The 16,112-nt window shown below is 64.0% G+C and carries 12 protein-coding genes; 1 reads left to right on the forward strand and 11 read right to left on the reverse strand.

The window, feature by feature from the left end; all coding sequences use genetic code 11:
• Positions 1 to 76: 76 nt before the first annotated feature.
• The 8 genes from AC2FNY_RS17500 to AC2FNY_RS17535 all read right to left on the reverse strand — a co-directional run bounded on the left by AC2FNY_RS17500 (position 77) and on the right by AC2FNY_RS17535 (position 10,746).
• A complete protein-coding gene (locus AC2FNY_RS17500) occupies positions 77 to 1,453 on the reverse strand; it encodes a multicopper oxidase family protein (protein ID WP_496803245.1) in 1,377 nt (458 codons plus the stop codon).
• Positions 1,454 to 1,530: 77 nt separating this feature from the next.
• The gene (locus tag AC2FNY_RS17505; RefSeq protein WP_234137836.1) at positions 1,531 to 2,175 is read right to left on the reverse strand and encodes a cell wall hydrolase; all 645 of its coding nucleotides are present in this window, start codon (positions 2,173 to 2,175) and stop codon (positions 1,531 to 1,533) included.
• Positions 2,176 to 2,334: 159 nt separating this feature from the next.
• On the reverse strand, positions 2,335 to 4,899 hold the full coding sequence (ppdK, locus tag AC2FNY_RS17510) for a pyruvate, phosphate dikinase (RefSeq protein ID WP_234166916.1): 2,565 nt from the start codon (positions 4,897 to 4,899) through the stop codon (positions 2,335 to 2,337).
• Positions 4,900 to 5,094: 195 nt separating this feature from the next.
• Positions 5,095 to 7,302, reverse strand: coding sequence for a glycine--tRNA ligase subunit beta (gene glyS, locus AC2FNY_RS17515; protein WP_234162967.1), 2,208 nt, complete (start codon positions 7,300 to 7,302; stop codon positions 5,095 to 5,097).
• Between the two features lie 9 nt (positions 7,303 to 7,311).
• Positions 7,312 to 8,523 (reverse strand): sodium/glutamate symporter, encoded by a 1,212-nt coding sequence (gene gltS / locus AC2FNY_RS17520; RefSeq protein WP_234162968.1) that lies wholly within the window; start codon positions 8,521 to 8,523, stop codon positions 7,312 to 7,314.
• An 18-nt stretch (positions 8,524 to 8,541) separates the two neighbouring features.
• A complete protein-coding gene (locus AC2FNY_RS17525) occupies positions 8,542 to 9,066 on the reverse strand; it encodes a DUF6446 family protein (RefSeq protein WP_234137832.1) in 525 nt (174 codons plus the stop codon).
• Positions 9,067 to 9,098: 32 nt separating this feature from the next.
• Positions 9,099 to 9,785, reverse strand: coding sequence for an FkbM family methyltransferase (locus AC2FNY_RS17530; protein ID WP_234137831.1), 687 nt, complete (start codon positions 9,783 to 9,785; stop codon positions 9,099 to 9,101).
• Between the two features lie 25 nt (positions 9,786 to 9,810).
• Positions 9,811 to 10,746: a glycine--tRNA ligase subunit alpha gene (locus AC2FNY_RS17535; RefSeq protein ID WP_234137830.1), complete on the reverse strand. Its 936-nt coding sequence runs from the start codon at positions 10,744 to 10,746 to the stop codon at positions 9,811 to 9,813.
• A 211-nt stretch (positions 10,747 to 10,957) separates the two neighbouring features.
• Here AC2FNY_RS17535 and AC2FNY_RS17540 point away from each other — a divergent pair, with 211 nt between their 5' ends.
• On the forward strand, positions 10,958 to 12,709 hold the full coding sequence (locus AC2FNY_RS17540) for a trypsin-like peptidase domain-containing protein (RefSeq protein ID WP_496803246.1): 1,752 nt from the start codon (positions 10,958 to 10,960) through the stop codon (positions 12,707 to 12,709).
• A 100-nt stretch (positions 12,710 to 12,809) separates the two neighbouring features.
• Here the strand turns inward: AC2FNY_RS17540 and AC2FNY_RS17545 are convergent, their stop codons facing one another.
• The 3 genes from AC2FNY_RS17545 to folE2 form a co-directional block, all read right to left on the reverse strand.
• Positions 12,810 to 14,258: a TrkH family potassium uptake protein gene (locus AC2FNY_RS17545; protein WP_496803247.1), complete on the reverse strand. Its 1,449-nt coding sequence runs from the start codon at positions 14,256 to 14,258 to the stop codon at positions 12,810 to 12,812.
• Between the two features lie 50 nt (positions 14,259 to 14,308).
• Complete coding sequence (locus AC2FNY_RS17550) at positions 14,309 to 14,731, reverse strand: hypothetical protein (protein WP_234216241.1); 423 nt, start codon at positions 14,729 to 14,731, stop codon at positions 14,309 to 14,311.
• 179 nt (positions 14,732 to 14,910) lie between these two features.
• Positions 14,911 to 16,014 (reverse strand): GTP cyclohydrolase FolE2, encoded by a 1,104-nt coding sequence (folE2, locus tag AC2FNY_RS17555; RefSeq protein WP_234137826.1) that lies wholly within the window; start codon positions 16,012 to 16,014, stop codon positions 14,911 to 14,913.
• Positions 16,015 to 16,112 lie beyond the last annotated feature (98 nt).

Genomic DNA, 16,112 nt, shown 5'->3' on the forward strand with positions numbered 1-16,112 from the left:
GTCAGTCTGCCCTCATTAGGCGCAGATCCAGCCTATAGCAGGACGACATGCGCCGCACCAGTTATCGAATGCGTCATCAGGTGACGCGAAACCAGCTTGTCATGCCCGAAGACGCGTGGCCCAACATGTGGCAATGCAACAGCCAATCGCCCGGATTGTCGGCGACCAGCGCAATCTGGCGGGTTTCACCACGCGCCACCAGCACCGTATCGCGCCAGGGGCCAAGCTCTCCGTTCGGGGCAATCACCCGGAAATGGTGTCCGTGCAGGTGCATGCCATGGTCAAAGGCGGTTTCGTTGACGAATGCGATCCGGTGCAGGCTGCCACGCGCGGCGTCTAGGAACGGGGTTGCGGGCCGGTCGGCCTGACCGTTCAGGGCCCAGAACCGACCCAGCTGCGCCAGTTCGCGCCCGCTCAATTCGGTCTCGCCCAGCCGCGCGCTGTCGAGCCAGCGCATCGCGCCGCCCTCCAGCCGCATCTGGTGCAGTGGGCTGTCGGCCAACCCCTCGATCACCGGCAGCGGGTTGGGCGGCAACGGCACAGGCGCCTCGCGGGTGGCACGCGCGCCCTGCCCCGCGACGTCGAACCGGCACAGGCCATAACCACCGTCGCGCTCGATACTGAGAAGGCTGGCGGCGGTGCCGCTTTCGGCGGTGATGTCCACGATCAGGTCGGCCCGCTGCGCCGGTGCCAGGGGAAAGGCACCACTGACCGGCAGCGGTTCCTCCAGCGGCATCCCGTCCAGCGCCACGATCCAGCCCTGCATGCCGTCGAGTCCCAGCTCGAATACCCGCGCATTGGCCGCGTTGATCAGCCGCAGCCGCAGCCGCGCGCCCTGCCTTGCAGGATAGGCCGGGTCGAAACCGCCATTCACCGTCAGCAGGTTGCCCAGCCGACCGGCATGGCTGAGGTCATGGCCATTGTCGAAATCGCCCGCCAGCGCGCCGGTTTCGGGATCGAGCCGCCAGTCGTCCAGTACCAGCACCCATTCGCCGTCGATATCGGGCGCGCTGGGTTCATCGACGATCAGGGGTCCATAAAGACCGCGCGCGACCTGCTCCATCGACCGGTTATGCGAATGGTACCAATAGGTGCCCGCGTCAGGCAGGGTGAAGTCATAATCGAAACTGCCACCCTGTGGCACCGCCTGTTGTGTCAGGCCGGGCACGCCGTCCATCGCATTGTCGATGCGGATGCCGTGCCAATGCACGGCGGTCGGTTGCGGAAGCTCGTTCATCAGGCGGCGGCTGAGACGCGCGCCCTGTGCGACCCGGATTTCAGGCCCGGGCGCGCCGCCCTCATAGCCCCAGATGGCGGTGTCGGGATAGCCCTCTGGCGCGATCTGCTGGCGTGCCTCGCGCGCGGTCAAAGTGACCGGCCCGGCTGCGGCCAGACGCGGCATCAGCGCGCTGGCAGCCGCGGCTTTCAGAACATGTCGGCGAGTCAACAGCATTGCGGGCCTCCTTCATCGCCCGCAATATAGTCTTGCGCCAAGCCCCTGCCAGCAGGGTTCCAGCGCGGGTGCGTCAATCAGTTGCTCGCTGTGCGCTGACCATGCCGATAAAACAGGTGAACCCCGATCTTGGCCGTCTGGGTGAACCGGCGGGCCCAGCTGGGGCGCACGGCGGTGGTGTGGTAATAGGTGGCCCCGTCCGTCAGGCTTTCGGCGGCCCCGTCCATGGCCAGGCGCGCAACCTTGGCGACCCGCTCATAGGCCTGTTTCTCGGCGATGACTTCCTTGCGCCCGTCGCAGGTATAGGTGAACTGGCACTGATACTTGCGCCCGGTTCCCTGACGAATGACACCGCAGGGCGTGTTCGGAAAGCGCTCGCTCTCGACCCTGTTCAGGATCACTTCGGCTACGGCAAACTGACCCTTCACGGTCTCGCCGCGCGCCTCGAAATACAGCGCCTCGGCCAGGCATTGCCATTGCTCTCCACCTTGTGCCCGGGGCTGTCCGTCGATCCAGGAACGCGAGAACGTCACCTCGGTCACCGGTGCGTCTTGTTCCGACTTCGGCATAAGAGCGCTGAGATAGTCGCGAAAGGTCCTAACCTCGCGATTGGCATCGCGCTGCGTTTCGGCTTTGAGGCCCTCGGGCCCCCGATCGGCAACAGCAAAATTGGGCAGCGTGACAGCAGCAGAAAGCAGCACTGTCAGAACAAATCGTTTCATCTTCTTCCCCCAGATCAGGCATCACGCACCGGTACCTCCCCAGTCGGCGCAGACAGCCCATACTCCAGACGGGCGGAAAGATCTAGTTTTTGCAAATTTGCAAGGGTTTTCTGGGGCTCACGTCCAGAAATGCAAGGCATACTACCCCACTCGAATCCACTATATCTTGGCGCTCAACTCAGCCGAAACACCAAGTTTATCCGAAATCGCCAGCTGCGCGGCAGCCAGTCGCGCCACCGGAACCCTGAAGGGCGAACAGGACACATAGTCGAACCCCGCGGCCCGGCAAAAGGCGATTGATTCGGGGTTTCCGCCATGTTCTCCACAGACCGAAACGGTCACGCCGGGCTGACCACGGCGGCCCCGTTCGACCCCCAGTTTCAGCAATTCGCCCACCCCTTCCCGATCCAGAACGTGGAAGGGGTCCTCGGGAAACACGCCCTGGCGGACATAGGCCGACATGAACCGACCGGCATCGTCGCGCGACAGGCCATAGGTCATCTGGGTCAGGTCATTGGTGCCGAAGCTGAGGAACGAGGCGCAGGCGGCGATCTCGTCGGCGCGCAAACACGCGCGCGGGGTTTCCACCATGACGCCCAGGCGATAGTCGAACTCCTGCCCGCGCTCGGAGGCGACGGCGGCGGCAACCGCGTCGATGCGGGCCTTGACCAGCTCCACCTCGCGCTTGGCAGAGACAAGCGGGATCATCACCTCGGGCACGACAGGTTCGCCCTTGCGGCTGGCCTCGAGCGTCGCCTCGAAGATGGCGCGGGCCTGCATGTCATAGATCTCGGGCACGGTGACCCCCAGCCGCACACCGCGCAGGCCCAGCATGGGGTTGTATTCGCTCATCGCCTCGACCCGGCGGGTCACGTCGCTGACCGGCAGGTCCAGCGCCTCGGCCAGTTCGCGCTGGCCGCTGCGGGTGGTGGGCAGGAATTCATGCAGTGGCGGGTCGAACAGGCGGATGCAGACCGGCTTGCCCTCCATGATGCGAAACAGCTGCACGAAATCCTGCCGCTGCATCGGAAGCAGCCGTTCCAGCACTGCCTTGCGCCCCGAGGGGGTCGCGGCAAAGATCATCTCGCGCATCACCGTCAACCGGCCCGGTTCAAAGAACATGTGCTCGGTCCGGCAGAGCCCGATGCCCTGCGCATCGAAATTTCGCGCGGCCTGGGCATCGGCGGGGGTGTCGGCATTGGCGCGGATGCCGATATCGCGTTCGGCATCGGCCCAGGCCATCAGGGTCTGGAAACTGTCATCCAGCGCCGCCTCCATCATCTCGGGTTCGCCCGCCAGCACCTGGCCGGAACTGCCATCGATGGTCAGGATGTCACCGGTGCGGAACACCCGCCCGTCGGGCGCCTTGATCATGCGCGCCTTGGTCTGGAACTCCATGTCCGAGGCGCCCACGATACAGGGCAGGCCGAGGCCCCTCCCGATCACCGCCGCATGGCTCGTCATGCCACCCCGTTCGGTCAGCACCGCCACGGCCGCATGCATGCCACGTACATCCTCGGGCGAGGTCTCGCGGCGCACCAGCACGCAAGGCTCGCCCCGCGCCGCGCTGGCCTGCGCCTCGGCGGCGGTGAACACGATCTTGCCGGTGGCCGCGCCCGGGCTGGCGGCAATACCGGTGGTCAGCACGTCGCGCTTTGCCTGCGGGTGCACCTGACGGTGCAACAACTCGTTCACCGAATGCGGGTCGATGCGCATCACCGCCTCTTGCTGCGGGATGATGCCATCCTCGGCCAGCCGTACCGCGATGCGCAGCGCCGCGCGGGCGCTGCGGGGCACGCGTACCCCGTCCAGGATATGCACACGCCCGGATTCGATCACGAATTCGACCTGCATCTCCTCGCGCAGCTTTTCGCGCATCAGCGCCGCGTGCTGCTTGAGCGCGGCAAAGGCCTCGGGCGCCACATCCTCGAGCGAGACGCCGCGCGGGTCCTTTTCGAGATAGAGCGCCTCGGCCCCCGCCCCCAGCGCGTCGCGGCCCTGGCTCTGGCTCAGGTAGCGGCCGGTGATCTGGGGCAGGCCGGTGGCCGGCTCGACCAGTTGCAACACGCCCGAGCCGCATTCACCCTGGCCGAGGCCGGGGATCATCTCCTGCACCACAAGGCCCAGCCCCGCATCGGCGGGCGCGCCCTTGGCCTGACGCAACAGCCGGGCCGAGGTGCCCTCCCACGCGCGCGCCATCGAGCGCAGCACGGCGGCCAGTTGCTCGCCCGGATCCTGGGGAAAGTTCTCGTCGGTCTCGTCTTCATAGGCGCGCAACGACTGGCGCAGCCCCTCGCGTCCGTCGGCCTCGATCTCGTCGAACACGTCCGGGTCCAGACGGGCCACGTGAATGGCGAAGGTCTGCACGAAGCGCAGGTAGAGCGCCGCCGCCGCCTCTGCCCCCATCCTGTCGCTCAGTTCAACGAAACGGGCATCGTTCATGCCGATATTCAGCACCGCGCCGGGCCCACCCCAATCAGGGTCCTCGGAGCTGGGCCGCACACAGAGCAAAGCGGTCGGTTCGAACTGACCGACAATGGCCGCGATATCGGGCAGCTGGCCTTGCGCGATGTCATGCACCGCCGAAAAGGACAGCGCCACCGTCCGCGGCACCGGCAGGTCGAGGCGTACCAGACGTTGCAGGCATTTGGCGCGGCCGCCATGGGTGCCTGTTGCCACCGGTGCGGTGGCGGTGATCAGCGTGGTGTTCGGATTATTCTGCACTGCGGCACCCCTCGTTTGCGTGCAGAATAAGGGCGTTTGAAGGCGGCGCAAGCGCCATGTGCGCACAGACAGCGCCCGCGGCTACTGGGCATATGAGTATTTGTGACCAGAAAGAAGCAGCAGCACCGGATCTCGGCAGACCGAGCGCCTGACGAGGCCCGATGCGCGCCACAAGGGGATGGCGCGACGGGTGCCTCAGCCGTCGATCCGCGTCAGATCGGCGACACTGGAACAGACCTTGCGGATATGGCTGAGCAGGTTCAGGCGGTTGCGGCGCACCACCTGATTGTCGGAATTGATCTGCACCTCTTCGAAGAAGGCATCGACCGGCGCACGCAGGGCGGCCATGGCCGTCATCGCTGCGGCGAAATCCTCGATCTTGAGCGCGGCGTCGATGGATGCCTCAGCCTGATCCAGCGCGGCAAACAGCGCCTTTTCGCTGTCGGCCTCGGCAAATTTGATATCGGCTCCAAAGGAGTATTCGACCCCGTCCTTTTCCTCGGCCTGGGTCAGGATGTTGTTGGCGCGCTTGAAACCCTGCACCAGGTTCTCGCCATCCTCGGTGGCGATCACCGTGTTGAGCGCGCGGGCGCGTTTGACCAGCAGGTTGAGGTCGTCGTTGCCCTCCATCGCGATACAGGCGTCGATCACGTCGTGGCGGATGCCCTCGTCGCGCAGAAAGACCTTGAGCCGGTCATGGATGAAGGAAAGCAGGTCGGCGGAGAGATCGGGAACGTCCCCGGCCAGTGCCTCGAGCGCGTCCGCATCACCCAGCTTTTCCCTGATGGTCTCGAACGCGGCGCCGAACACGCCGTGATCGGCGATCTCTTCGATCAGGTCGCGCAATTCGGCCTCGCCATTGCTGGCGTGATACTTGTGGCGCAGCAACTGGGCGTCGATAGGTCGGTCCAGCGGTAGGCGCAGGTCGTTGGCCAGCACCAGCCGAATCACCCCCAGCGCAGCGCGTCGCAGAGCAAAAGGGTCTTTCGAGCCGGTCGGCTTCTCGTCGATGGCCCAAAAGCCGGTCAGCGTGTCGAGCTTGTCGGCCAGCGCCACGATGACCGAAAGCGGCGCGGTAGGTACGTCATCGGAGGGGCCGAGCGGCGAATAATGATCCTGCGCCACGGCTGCTATGGCCGCATCCTGACCCGAAGCTGCAACATAATAACGCCCCATAAGTCCCTGAAGTTCAGGGAATTCGAACACCATCTCCGAGCTCAGATCAGCCTTGGCCAGTGTCGCGGCCTGTTTGGCCTGCCCGGTATCGGCTCCGACCATCGGTGCCAGATCACCCGCCAGCGCTGCGATGCGGCGGATACGGTCGCCCTGCGAACCGAGCTTGTTGTGGAAGGTCACGTTTTCAAGGGCCTCGGTCCATGCCCCCATGCCCGTGTGCGCCACGCGCAAATCGTTGTCCCAGAAGAACTTGGCATCGGCCAGCCGAGCTGACAGCACCTTTTGGTTGCCCGCAAGTATGGTGGCGCCATTGTCCGCGGTCTCGCGGTTGGCGACGGTGACAAACCGTTCGATCCGGCCCGTCTTAGGGTTCCGGACCGAGAAGAATTTCTGATGCTCGCGCATCGAGGTTTGCAGCACCTCGGGCGGCAGGTCCAGAAATTCGGCCCCGATCTGGCCCATAAGCACGACGGGCCACTCGACCAGGCCGGCGACCTCAGCCAAAAGCCCCTTGTCCTCGACCAGTTCCAACCCGGCGGCAAAGGCCATGTTCTGGGCATCGTTCCAGATGTGCTCTGCCCGCTCGGTGGGGTCCAACACCACGTGCGCGCGCTTGAGCTTCGCCTGGTAATCCTCGAAGGAAGTGACGGAAAACCGGGCCGGCGCCATGAAACGATGCCCAGTTGTGCGGTCACCTGCCGTGATTCCGTCGACGTCGAGCGGTACCACCTGCGTATCGGCCTCGGTGGTCAGAATGCACAGGATCGATTGCAGGGGTCGCACCCAGCGCAAGGACCCAGCCCCCCATCGCATCGACTTGGGCCAAGGGAAATTGCGGATAGTGTCTTCCAAAACCTCGGCAACGATCGCTGCCGCCGGGCGGCCGGGTTTTTCGATGGTTGCAAAATAGACCGCACCTTTAGGCGTTTCGCGTTCTTCAAGCTGGTCGCGGTTGATCCCGGCACCGCGCAGGAACCCGTCTATTGCTTGTTCCGGCGCGCCTACCTTTGGACCCTTGCGCTCTTCGCGGAGCGCCGGACTTTCGGCCAGCAACCCCTCGATGGCCAACGTCAGACGGCGCGGCGTGGTCAACGCGGCGGCATGGGCATAGGTCAGTCCGGCCTCGACCAGACCGTCGGTGATCCGCTTTTTCAGGTCCTCACCGGCACGCGCTTGCATACGGGCGGGGATCTCTTCGGAAAACAGTTCGATCAGCAGGTCGGGCATGGTCGGTCCTTAGAAATTGACGATCATCTGGATGACGACCGCATTGGCAATGTCCACAAAGAAGGCGGATACAAGGGGGAGCACGATAAAGGCAAGAGGCGACGGGCCATAGCGCTTGGTCACGGCCGTCATATTTGCAATCGCGGTGGGGGTTGCGCCCAGCGCAAAGCCACCGAACCCCGCCGCCAGCACCGCCGCGCGGTAACCGCCGCCCATGACCCGGAACAATACCAGCAGGATGAACCCCAGCGCAAACAGCGTCTGAGCGGCGATGATCACCGCAAGCGCCAGGCCGGTCTCGGCGATGGTCCAGAGTTGCAGGCTCATCAGCGACATCGCCAGGAAGGCGCCCAGCGCGAATTCCGAGATCAGCGCCAGCGTGGGCGTGCGCGACACGCGCGGGGCACGCGGAAACAGGGCCGAGCGCAGGTTGCCCACCACGATGGCGGTCAGCAGGCAGGGCACGAAGAGCGGCAGTTTCAACCCCATCTGGTCGATGGTTTCGTGCAGTGCAAAGCCCAGCAGGATCGCCACGTTCAGCGTCAGAAGCACCCTCATCAGCGACTTGTGGTCGATCCGGGGGGGCTCCTCGTCCATCTCGTTGGGCAGACCAACGGTCAGTTCCTCGTCCGGGCGGTTCGGGGTCAGGTTGCGGCTGTCGACCAGATAGGTGGCGATCGGGCCACCAATCAGCGCCGCGATCACCAGACCCAGCGTCGCCACCGCGACCCCCAGTTCTGTGGCGGCTGTCAGGCCGGTGACCCGTGCTACCTCGGGCGCCCAGGCGATGGCGGTGCCGTGTCCCCCGATCAGCGACGCCGAGCCGAACAGCACTCCCGCCTGCGGCGGAAAGCCGAACACCACCGCGCCCAGCACCCCGATCACGTTCTGCGCCAGAATGGTCAGCAGGGTCAGCACCAAGAGGATCGCCAGCGGCTTGCCGCCCGCGATCAGATCGCCAAGCCGCGCGTTCAACCCGATACCGGTAAAGAACAGAACCAGCAGGAAATCGCGCCCGGTCAGATCAAAGGCCAGTTCGATCCCGAACAGGGAATACAGCGCCAGCGCCACCAGCGAAGCCAGCAAGCCGCCCGTCACCGGTTCGGGGATGCTGAACCGCTCCAGAAACGGCAGCCGGTCATTGATACGTACACCGATCAGATAGACCGCCAGCCCCAAGGTCACGGTCATGAAGGCGGATATGTGCAGTGTCTCTGTCACCGGTTTCCGCCTGTCGCTTCAGTTTTCGGGGCGCGGTGGACATTCCTCGCCCACCACGGTGCCGTCATAGGCTTTTTGCCCGCAATTGTTGAGCGTATGCCAGACATAGCCACGCCCGTCCTCGGCCACGGTGACGATCCTGTCCACCCCATAGTGGATGTTCTTGGCCGCCAGATAGGCGCGCGCTGTCCCGGCTTTCAGCGCCGCGGCAATCGCCGTCGCGTCGTAGCAATCGAACCAGGCGGGTGCGGTCAAGGGTTCGGGCGCGTCGGCGGGTTCATAGCCTGCGCTCAGCGCATCGAGGGTCAGATCGGTGGTGAAACAGGCGCGGTAGCGAATGGGCGAGCTGTCGGCGTCGATGGCCTGAAACCCGTCATAGGCTATGGGTTGCGGTGCGCCACCGCCCAACGGCATCAACGCCACGTCCTGCCCCGGTCTGGCCGTGACCTCGTAGTAGAAGCCATAGACCTGAAGGTAGTACATCGCCGCGCCGGCGGCCGCACCGCAGAGCAGCAGCACAATGACCAAGACCTTGCCTGTCATGGGTATCTCCGATTGACCGCCTGGACCCGGCTTCAGATCCAGTCGAGATTGACCTTGCTGGTGGCGTATTTCTCCCCAATCCGCTCTTTCAGCGCCCGAAAGCGCGGGCGCAGGTCGGGAAACTTGCGTTCATGGGTTTCGACAAGGGTGACGCGGACCGGCGCGAACAGGTCGCGCTCTTCCATCGCTTCGAGTATGTCCAGTTCGGCCCCTTCGATATCCATCTTAAGCATGGCGATATCGCCGTGTGCGGCGACCAGCCCGGACAGGAAGGCGGGAAAGTCGATCATCTCGACCTCGATCACATTCTCAGCCTGGGTGCTGATGCCCCGCCCCCCGGGCAGTGTGGTGCTCATCACCGTATTCTTCTTGGGATCCTCGCCAAAGCTTTCGGCGCGCATTAGGCCGATACTGCCCGCCGTCACCCCGGCGGCCTGATTGTGCAGATGCACATTCGCGGCATCGCCAAACCGACCTTCGAGCAGGGAAAAAGCATAGGGGTCAGGCTCGAAACAATGCACGGTTGCGCCGGTCGCGGACAGCACCTCGGTGACATCACCGACATTCGCGCCGCAGTCGATCGCCACGTCACCGGGCCGCAGCATGGCCGCGGCCCCGGTCATGAAACCTTCGCTTTGCGCCGTGCGGACATGGCGTTTCAACCGGCGCCGCGCCTTGCGCAGCTTCTCCTCATAGGCGTCGCGTGTTGCCTGATCCATGGCGGTTGCCCCTGCCCTGTTGTCCTCAGGCCGTAGCATAGCCCCCGGCAGCGGTCTGCACAAACGCATCCGCGCATTGCTTGGCCAGCGCCCTCACCCGTCCGATATAGGCCTGCCGTTCGGTCACCGAGATCACGCCCCGCGCATCCAGCAGGTTGAAGATATGGCTGGCCTTGATGCACTGGTCGTAAGCCGGATGCGCCATCACGATGCGCTTGCCAGTCTTGGGGTCGTCATGGCTTTGCGCCAGGATCGCGGCGCATTCCGCCTCGGCCTCTTCGAAATGCCGCAGCAGCACCTCGGTATTGGCCACATCGAAATTCCAGCGCGCGTATTCCTCTTCGGTCTGCTTGAACACGTCGCCATAAGTCAGCGGAATCGGAGATTGCGGGTCGTTGAAGGGCATGTCCATCACATGGTCGATACCCAGCACATACATCGCCAGACGCTCCAGACCATAGGTCAGCTCGCCCGAGACGGGCTGGCAGTCATGCCCGCCCACCTGCTGGAAATAGGTGAACTGGCTCACCTCCATACCGTCGCACCAGACTTCCCAACCCAAGCCCCATGCACCCAGCGTCGGGCTTTCCCAGTCATCCTCGACAAAACGGATATCATGGAGCGCCATGTCGATGCCGATCGCCTCCAGCGAACCGAGATACAGCTCTTGCAGATCGGGCGGGCTGGGTTTGATCAGCACCTGGTACTGATAGTAATGCTGAAGCCGGTTCGGATTCTCGCCATAACGCCCGTCGGTCGGGCGGCGCGAGGGCTGCACATAGGCCGCGGCCCAGGGCGCACTGCCCAGCGCGCGCAGGGTGGTGGCGGGGTGGAACGTGCCCGCGCCCACCTCCATGTCATAGGGTTGCAGGATGGCACACCCCTTTGACGCCCAATAGGTCTGCAGCCGCAGGATAATCTCCTGGAACGAACGCGGAGTGATGGGGGTCGGATGGGTCATGGCGGCCTCGGGCGCTGGATGGCGATAGGATCGAGCCTTTCCTATGCAACCGCCCCCCCAGCGTCAACGGCGCATCTGCCCTGCCTCGGCACAGGCTGCTGCGCTGATATCGCCACACCCCACAGCACCGCGCGCCTGCCCCATGGCAATTGCCGCGATTTCCTGCATAACCTGCGCGGACGATACGTATTTGAAGGTACGAGACCCAACAATGATAAGACCGCTGATCGCCGTCCTTTCGATTTTTTATCTGATTTCATCTGCCGCACTGGCCCAGCAATCCACAGACGAGGTGGCCTGGGTCCAGATCGAGGCGCACCCCAATCTTCGCACCGCGCAGGACCGCGCTCAGACCTATGCCGCCAATCTGTCCGACGTGGCCGGGTTCTCGCTGGGTGGGGGCTGGTACGGTATCGTGCTGGGCCCTTATCTGCGCGATGATGCCGAGCAGGTTTTGCGGGTCTATCGCACCGAGCGGCGCATTCCCGGAGACAGCTTCATCACCTTTTCGGGCGCGCTGGCGCAACAGTTCTGGCCAGTGGGTTCGGATTTGCTGAACCGGGGTGCGGTGGTGGCACCAGTCGAACAAACCGCGCCCGAGCCGGTGGCCGAAGCAACGCCGCAGGCGCAGCCGGAACCGGCGGACGAAACCCCGGCCGAGGCACGCCGCAGCGAGCAGGCATTGACCCGAGAGGAGCGTCAGGGGCTGCAGACCGCCCTACAGGCCGCTGGCTTTTACAATGCCGCGATTGACGGCGCCTTTGGCGCTGGCACCCGCCGGTCGATGGCCGACTGGCAGGGCTTCAACGGGTTCGAGGTCACCGGCGTGCTGACCACCCGCCAGCGCAAGGTGCTGATGGATCAGTACAACGCGCCGCTGATCTCGACCGGCATGGCGCGTCACCGCGACACCGCTACCGGGATCGAAATGGACCTGCCGCTGGGCGTGGTCCGGTTCAGCCGCTACGAGGCGCCCTTTGCCCATTTCGATGCCTCTGACACGCTGGGCGCACGGGTGCTGCTGATCAGTCAGCCCGGCGACAAGGCGACGCTCTATGGCCTCTATGACATCATGCAGACGCTGGAGATCGTGCCGCTGGACGGTCCGCGCGAACGGCGCAGCGACAGCTTCACACTCGAAGGGCACGGCAATGGCATCGTATCCTATACCGAGGCTGCGCTGAGTGGCGGTGAGATCAAGGGTTTTACCCTGATCTGGCCTACCGGCGACGAGGATCGCCGCACCAGGGTTCTGGATGCGATGCGGGCAAGCTTTAGCCGCACCGACGGGGTGCTGGATCCGGCGGCGGGTGGCGACGCGGTACAAAACGTCGATCTGGTCTCGGGGCTGGAAATCCGCAAGCCGCGCCTGTCACGCTCGGGCTTCTATATCGATGGCAAGGGCACCGTGATGACCGTGGCCGAGGCGGTGCAGGGCTGCACCCGCGTAACGCTGGATGGAAGCTATGACGCGCGAGTGATCGACACCGATGCCGGTCTGGGCGTGGCGGTGCTGCGGCCAGATCAGGCGCTGGCACCCATGGTGGTGGCCGGATTGGGCCGCGAGATGCCGCGCTTGGGCGCCGAGATCACGGTGGCGGGCTATGCCTACGAAGGTATCCTGGGCGCCCCGACGCTGACCTTTGGAACGCTCGATGACGTCAAGGGCCTGCGCGGTGAAACCGAACTGGCGCGGATGGGTCTGCTGGTTCAAACGGGCGATGCAGGCGGGCCAGTGATCGACGACCAGGGCGCGGTGGTGGGCATGCTGCTGCCGCAACCGGCAACCGGCCAGCAATTGCCGCGCGGAGTAAGCTTTGCCGCCAAGGCGCAGGCCCTGCGCGACGTGCTCGCCGCTTCGGGAATGACCCCACGTGAGGCGGCGCCGACAGGCCGGATCACTCCGGACGAACTGAACCGACGCGCCAGCGGAATGACGGTTCTTGTCAGTTGCTGGGATTGAGACCCGGCGTTCCGGCAAAGCCGGAATTTTGCAAAAATTCCGGCCTGGAAAACATCCGTTTTCCAGGCCGTTTTTCGTGACGAAAAACGGTTAACCCCTGTCAGGCGCGCCAGAACTGCACGGTGAAGAGAACATAGACCGACATGACCTCGAGCCGCCCGATCAGCATGCCCACGCTCAGCATCCACTTCGCGGCATCGTTCAGCCCGGCGAAATTGCCCGCCGGCCCGATCTCGTCTCCCAAGCCGGGTCCCACATTGGCAATCGCCGTCGCGGCTCCCGACAGCGCGGTGATGAAATCGAGCCCGGTCAGCGCCAGCCCCCAGGCCAGAACGCCCATGGTCACGATGAAAAAGACAAAGAAACTCATCACCGAGCCCAGCACATCAGACCCGATCGGACGGCCCTGGAAGCGGGGCAGGAACACCCCGTGGGGGGTCCGGATCCGTTGCAACTGAACCTTGATCGAGGCGAAAAGCAGCTGATAGCGGAAGATCTTCACCGAACAGGCGGTCGATCCGGCGCAGCCGCCGATCAGCCCGATGACAAAGAACATGGTGACCAGGAACCCGCCCCAGCCCATGTAATCGACGCTGGCATAGCCGGTGCCCGAGATGATCGACGTGATGTTGAACAGCGCCTCGCGAAAGGCCTGTTCAACATGATGTGGAAACACCGTTGTCAAAACCACGGTGGTCATTCCGACCAGGATCGCGATCACGATAAGGAACACATGCACCTGGCTGTCGCGAAACAGCGGCGCCGAATGCCCGTTCACCATCTGCACATAGCGCACGAACGGCAGTGCCGCGAGGATCATGAAGACCGAGGCGGCATATTCCGGCAGGCCCTGGAAAGTCCCGAACGAGGCGTCGTAATTCGAAAATCCACCGGTCGAGACCGTGGTCAGCGAATGTACCAGCGCGTCGAAGAAACTCATCCCCAGCGCGCCATAGACCAGAGCACAGGCAAAGGTCAGCGCCACGTAGATCACGGTGATCTGGCCCGCGATCTCCTGCGCGCGGGGCAGGATCTTGCCCATCGTGTCGAACCCTTCCGAGCGGAAGATCTGCATGCCGCCCACTCGCAATTCCGGCAGGAACACCATCGCAACAACGATGATGCCGATCCCACCCAACCATTGCAGAATACCTCGCCACAAAAGCAGCCCACGCGGCAAACCGTCCAGCCCGGCAATCACGGTGGAGCCGGTGGTGGTCAAGCCCGACATCGCCTCGAAAAACGCATCTACAAAGCGCAGCTCGGTGGCGCCAAAGATGAATGGCAAAGCGCCGAACAGGGGCAAAGCCACCCAAACCAGCGTGGTCAGCAAGAAGGTCTGCTGGATAGTCAGCCCCTCACGCACCCCATTGGCGCAGCTGATCGCCAATACGGCCCCCGTCATCACGGTGATGACACCGCTTTGCAGGAAAACCGGCCACGCCCCCCGTCCCTCGATCAGATCGGCGGCAAGGGGAAACACCATGGTGGCGCCAAGAATGGCAACCAGCAGGCCGATCACATATCCAACGGGGCGCATGTCCAACATGAGGCGCAGGGTTGGCGCCCCGCGCCGCTGGAGTCAAGCGGCCGCGCGCATCACTTGCCCGAGGGGTGGGCTTTGGCCGGCAACGGGGCCGGGGCCGAGGGCTTGCGCCGCCGACGCGGGGCCGGATGCGTCGCCGCAACAGTCGCCTTGACGCTTGCGGGCGCGGACTTTTGCTCCTGTGCACTGGTGGCCAGTGCGGGCGCTATAGCACCCTGCCTTGCGGTATCCGCAGCGAAATGTGTTTCAGCGGCTGGTTTGGTCGGTTTGGGTGCCGTGGTCTTCGCGCTTGCGAAAACCGTCCTTTGCGGTGCCGGCGCGGCCGCAGCCGCCTGCAACGCCTGAACCTGTGCAAGCGGTGCATTCAGCGCCGCGCGCGACAGGATCTGCATAGCGCGCAGCTGGTTGCTGATTGCATAGCCAGCCAGCCGATACGCGGCGGCCTGGGCATGCAGCGAAGAGGTCATCAGTAGCATCGCCATCTCACTCCATCAGACAGATCGGGCGAATGCAGCATCCGGTCGGGAACACGGGTAGGCCCGATACGCGAATCTGCATCAAGGCCAGTCTACGGCACACGAGCTGTGCTTGCGCAGCAAAAATGCCGCAGCGCGGCAAAAATCCGCCAAACCACTGCCCTTTGTAGAAAGTGTGGCTATCCGACGTGGAACAGAGTTGCAAACAGACGCGGGTCGAGACTGGGCGTTGCAAAGGTGGGGCCTTCGGTGAGGACCGAGACCGCATCATGGCTGTGCAGGCTCTCCTGATGGCTGGCGACCACCCGGAAATCGCCGATCCGGTGATCGGCCAGCAGCTCGGCGCAGAACAGCCGCGCCGCGTCCTCGACAAAGATCGGGTTGGCGGCGTTCAGCTCGGCGAATGCCTGCTCGTCCTCGCGCTTGACCATCACCTGAGTTTCGGTCGGCACCGCCCGGCGGCACAGCGCGATCAGGTCCTCGAACCACAGACAGCTGGCATCGCCATCGACCACCACCGACAGCCGCGCCACCGAGCGCTGCGAATGCGGCGTGGCCAGCTGCCCCCGGCTGGAGCGCGCATGTTCGCTGAGTTCCAGCGAACAAGGGCAGGTCGAGGAATAGACATAGTCCAGATGCATGATCTTGAGCCGCTCGCCGCCCTGTTCGACCAGTTCCAACGCGATGTCGTAGTACTGATACCCGCTCAGCCCCGAACGTAGGCTTTCGATCCGCTCAGGATAGGAAAACCGCATCTGGATACGCGCGTCGAACGTGTCCAGATCGGTCATGTAATCGTCCAACGCGGCCTCGATCACCTCGAAGCTAAATGTGCGCTCGGCATGTTTATAGAAGGACCGCATGATGCGGGACATGTTGATGCCCTTCTTGCCCGCCTCCAGACTGACGGTGCCGGTGACCGAGGTTTCCAGCGTCAGGTCGTCCCCTTCCTTGCGGTGAAAGCGGATCGGCAGGCGGAAATTCGAGATGCCCACATGCTGGATCTGCTGCTTTGCCCCACGGATCAGGCTGGACGGGCCATTCTGCAGGTCGGGCAGCCCGGCGCGATAGTCCGCATCGACGGTGAAATCCTCTGGGTATTGCCGGCTGAGATCGGGATAGTTCGACAGGGCCGCGTTCGGCATCAGCCGCGCGACCGAGGGGTCAAGTTCGCTGATCTCGGTGGCGGTGGCACCCGAGGCCCAGCGGCGCAACACCGCAAGCGCGGCGGAGGCTGCATCTCGATCTGGTGTCTCGTCGATATCGCGGGGGTGTAGGTTCATCGCACACATCCTCGGTCTTGTCCGTCCCACAATATGGACCGGTCCGTCACTTCAATCCACCTGATTACGCGGGATATTGCCAAGCGGTTCAAAAAAAC

Source organism: Ruegeria sp. BHSC223 (assembly GCF_059613025.1).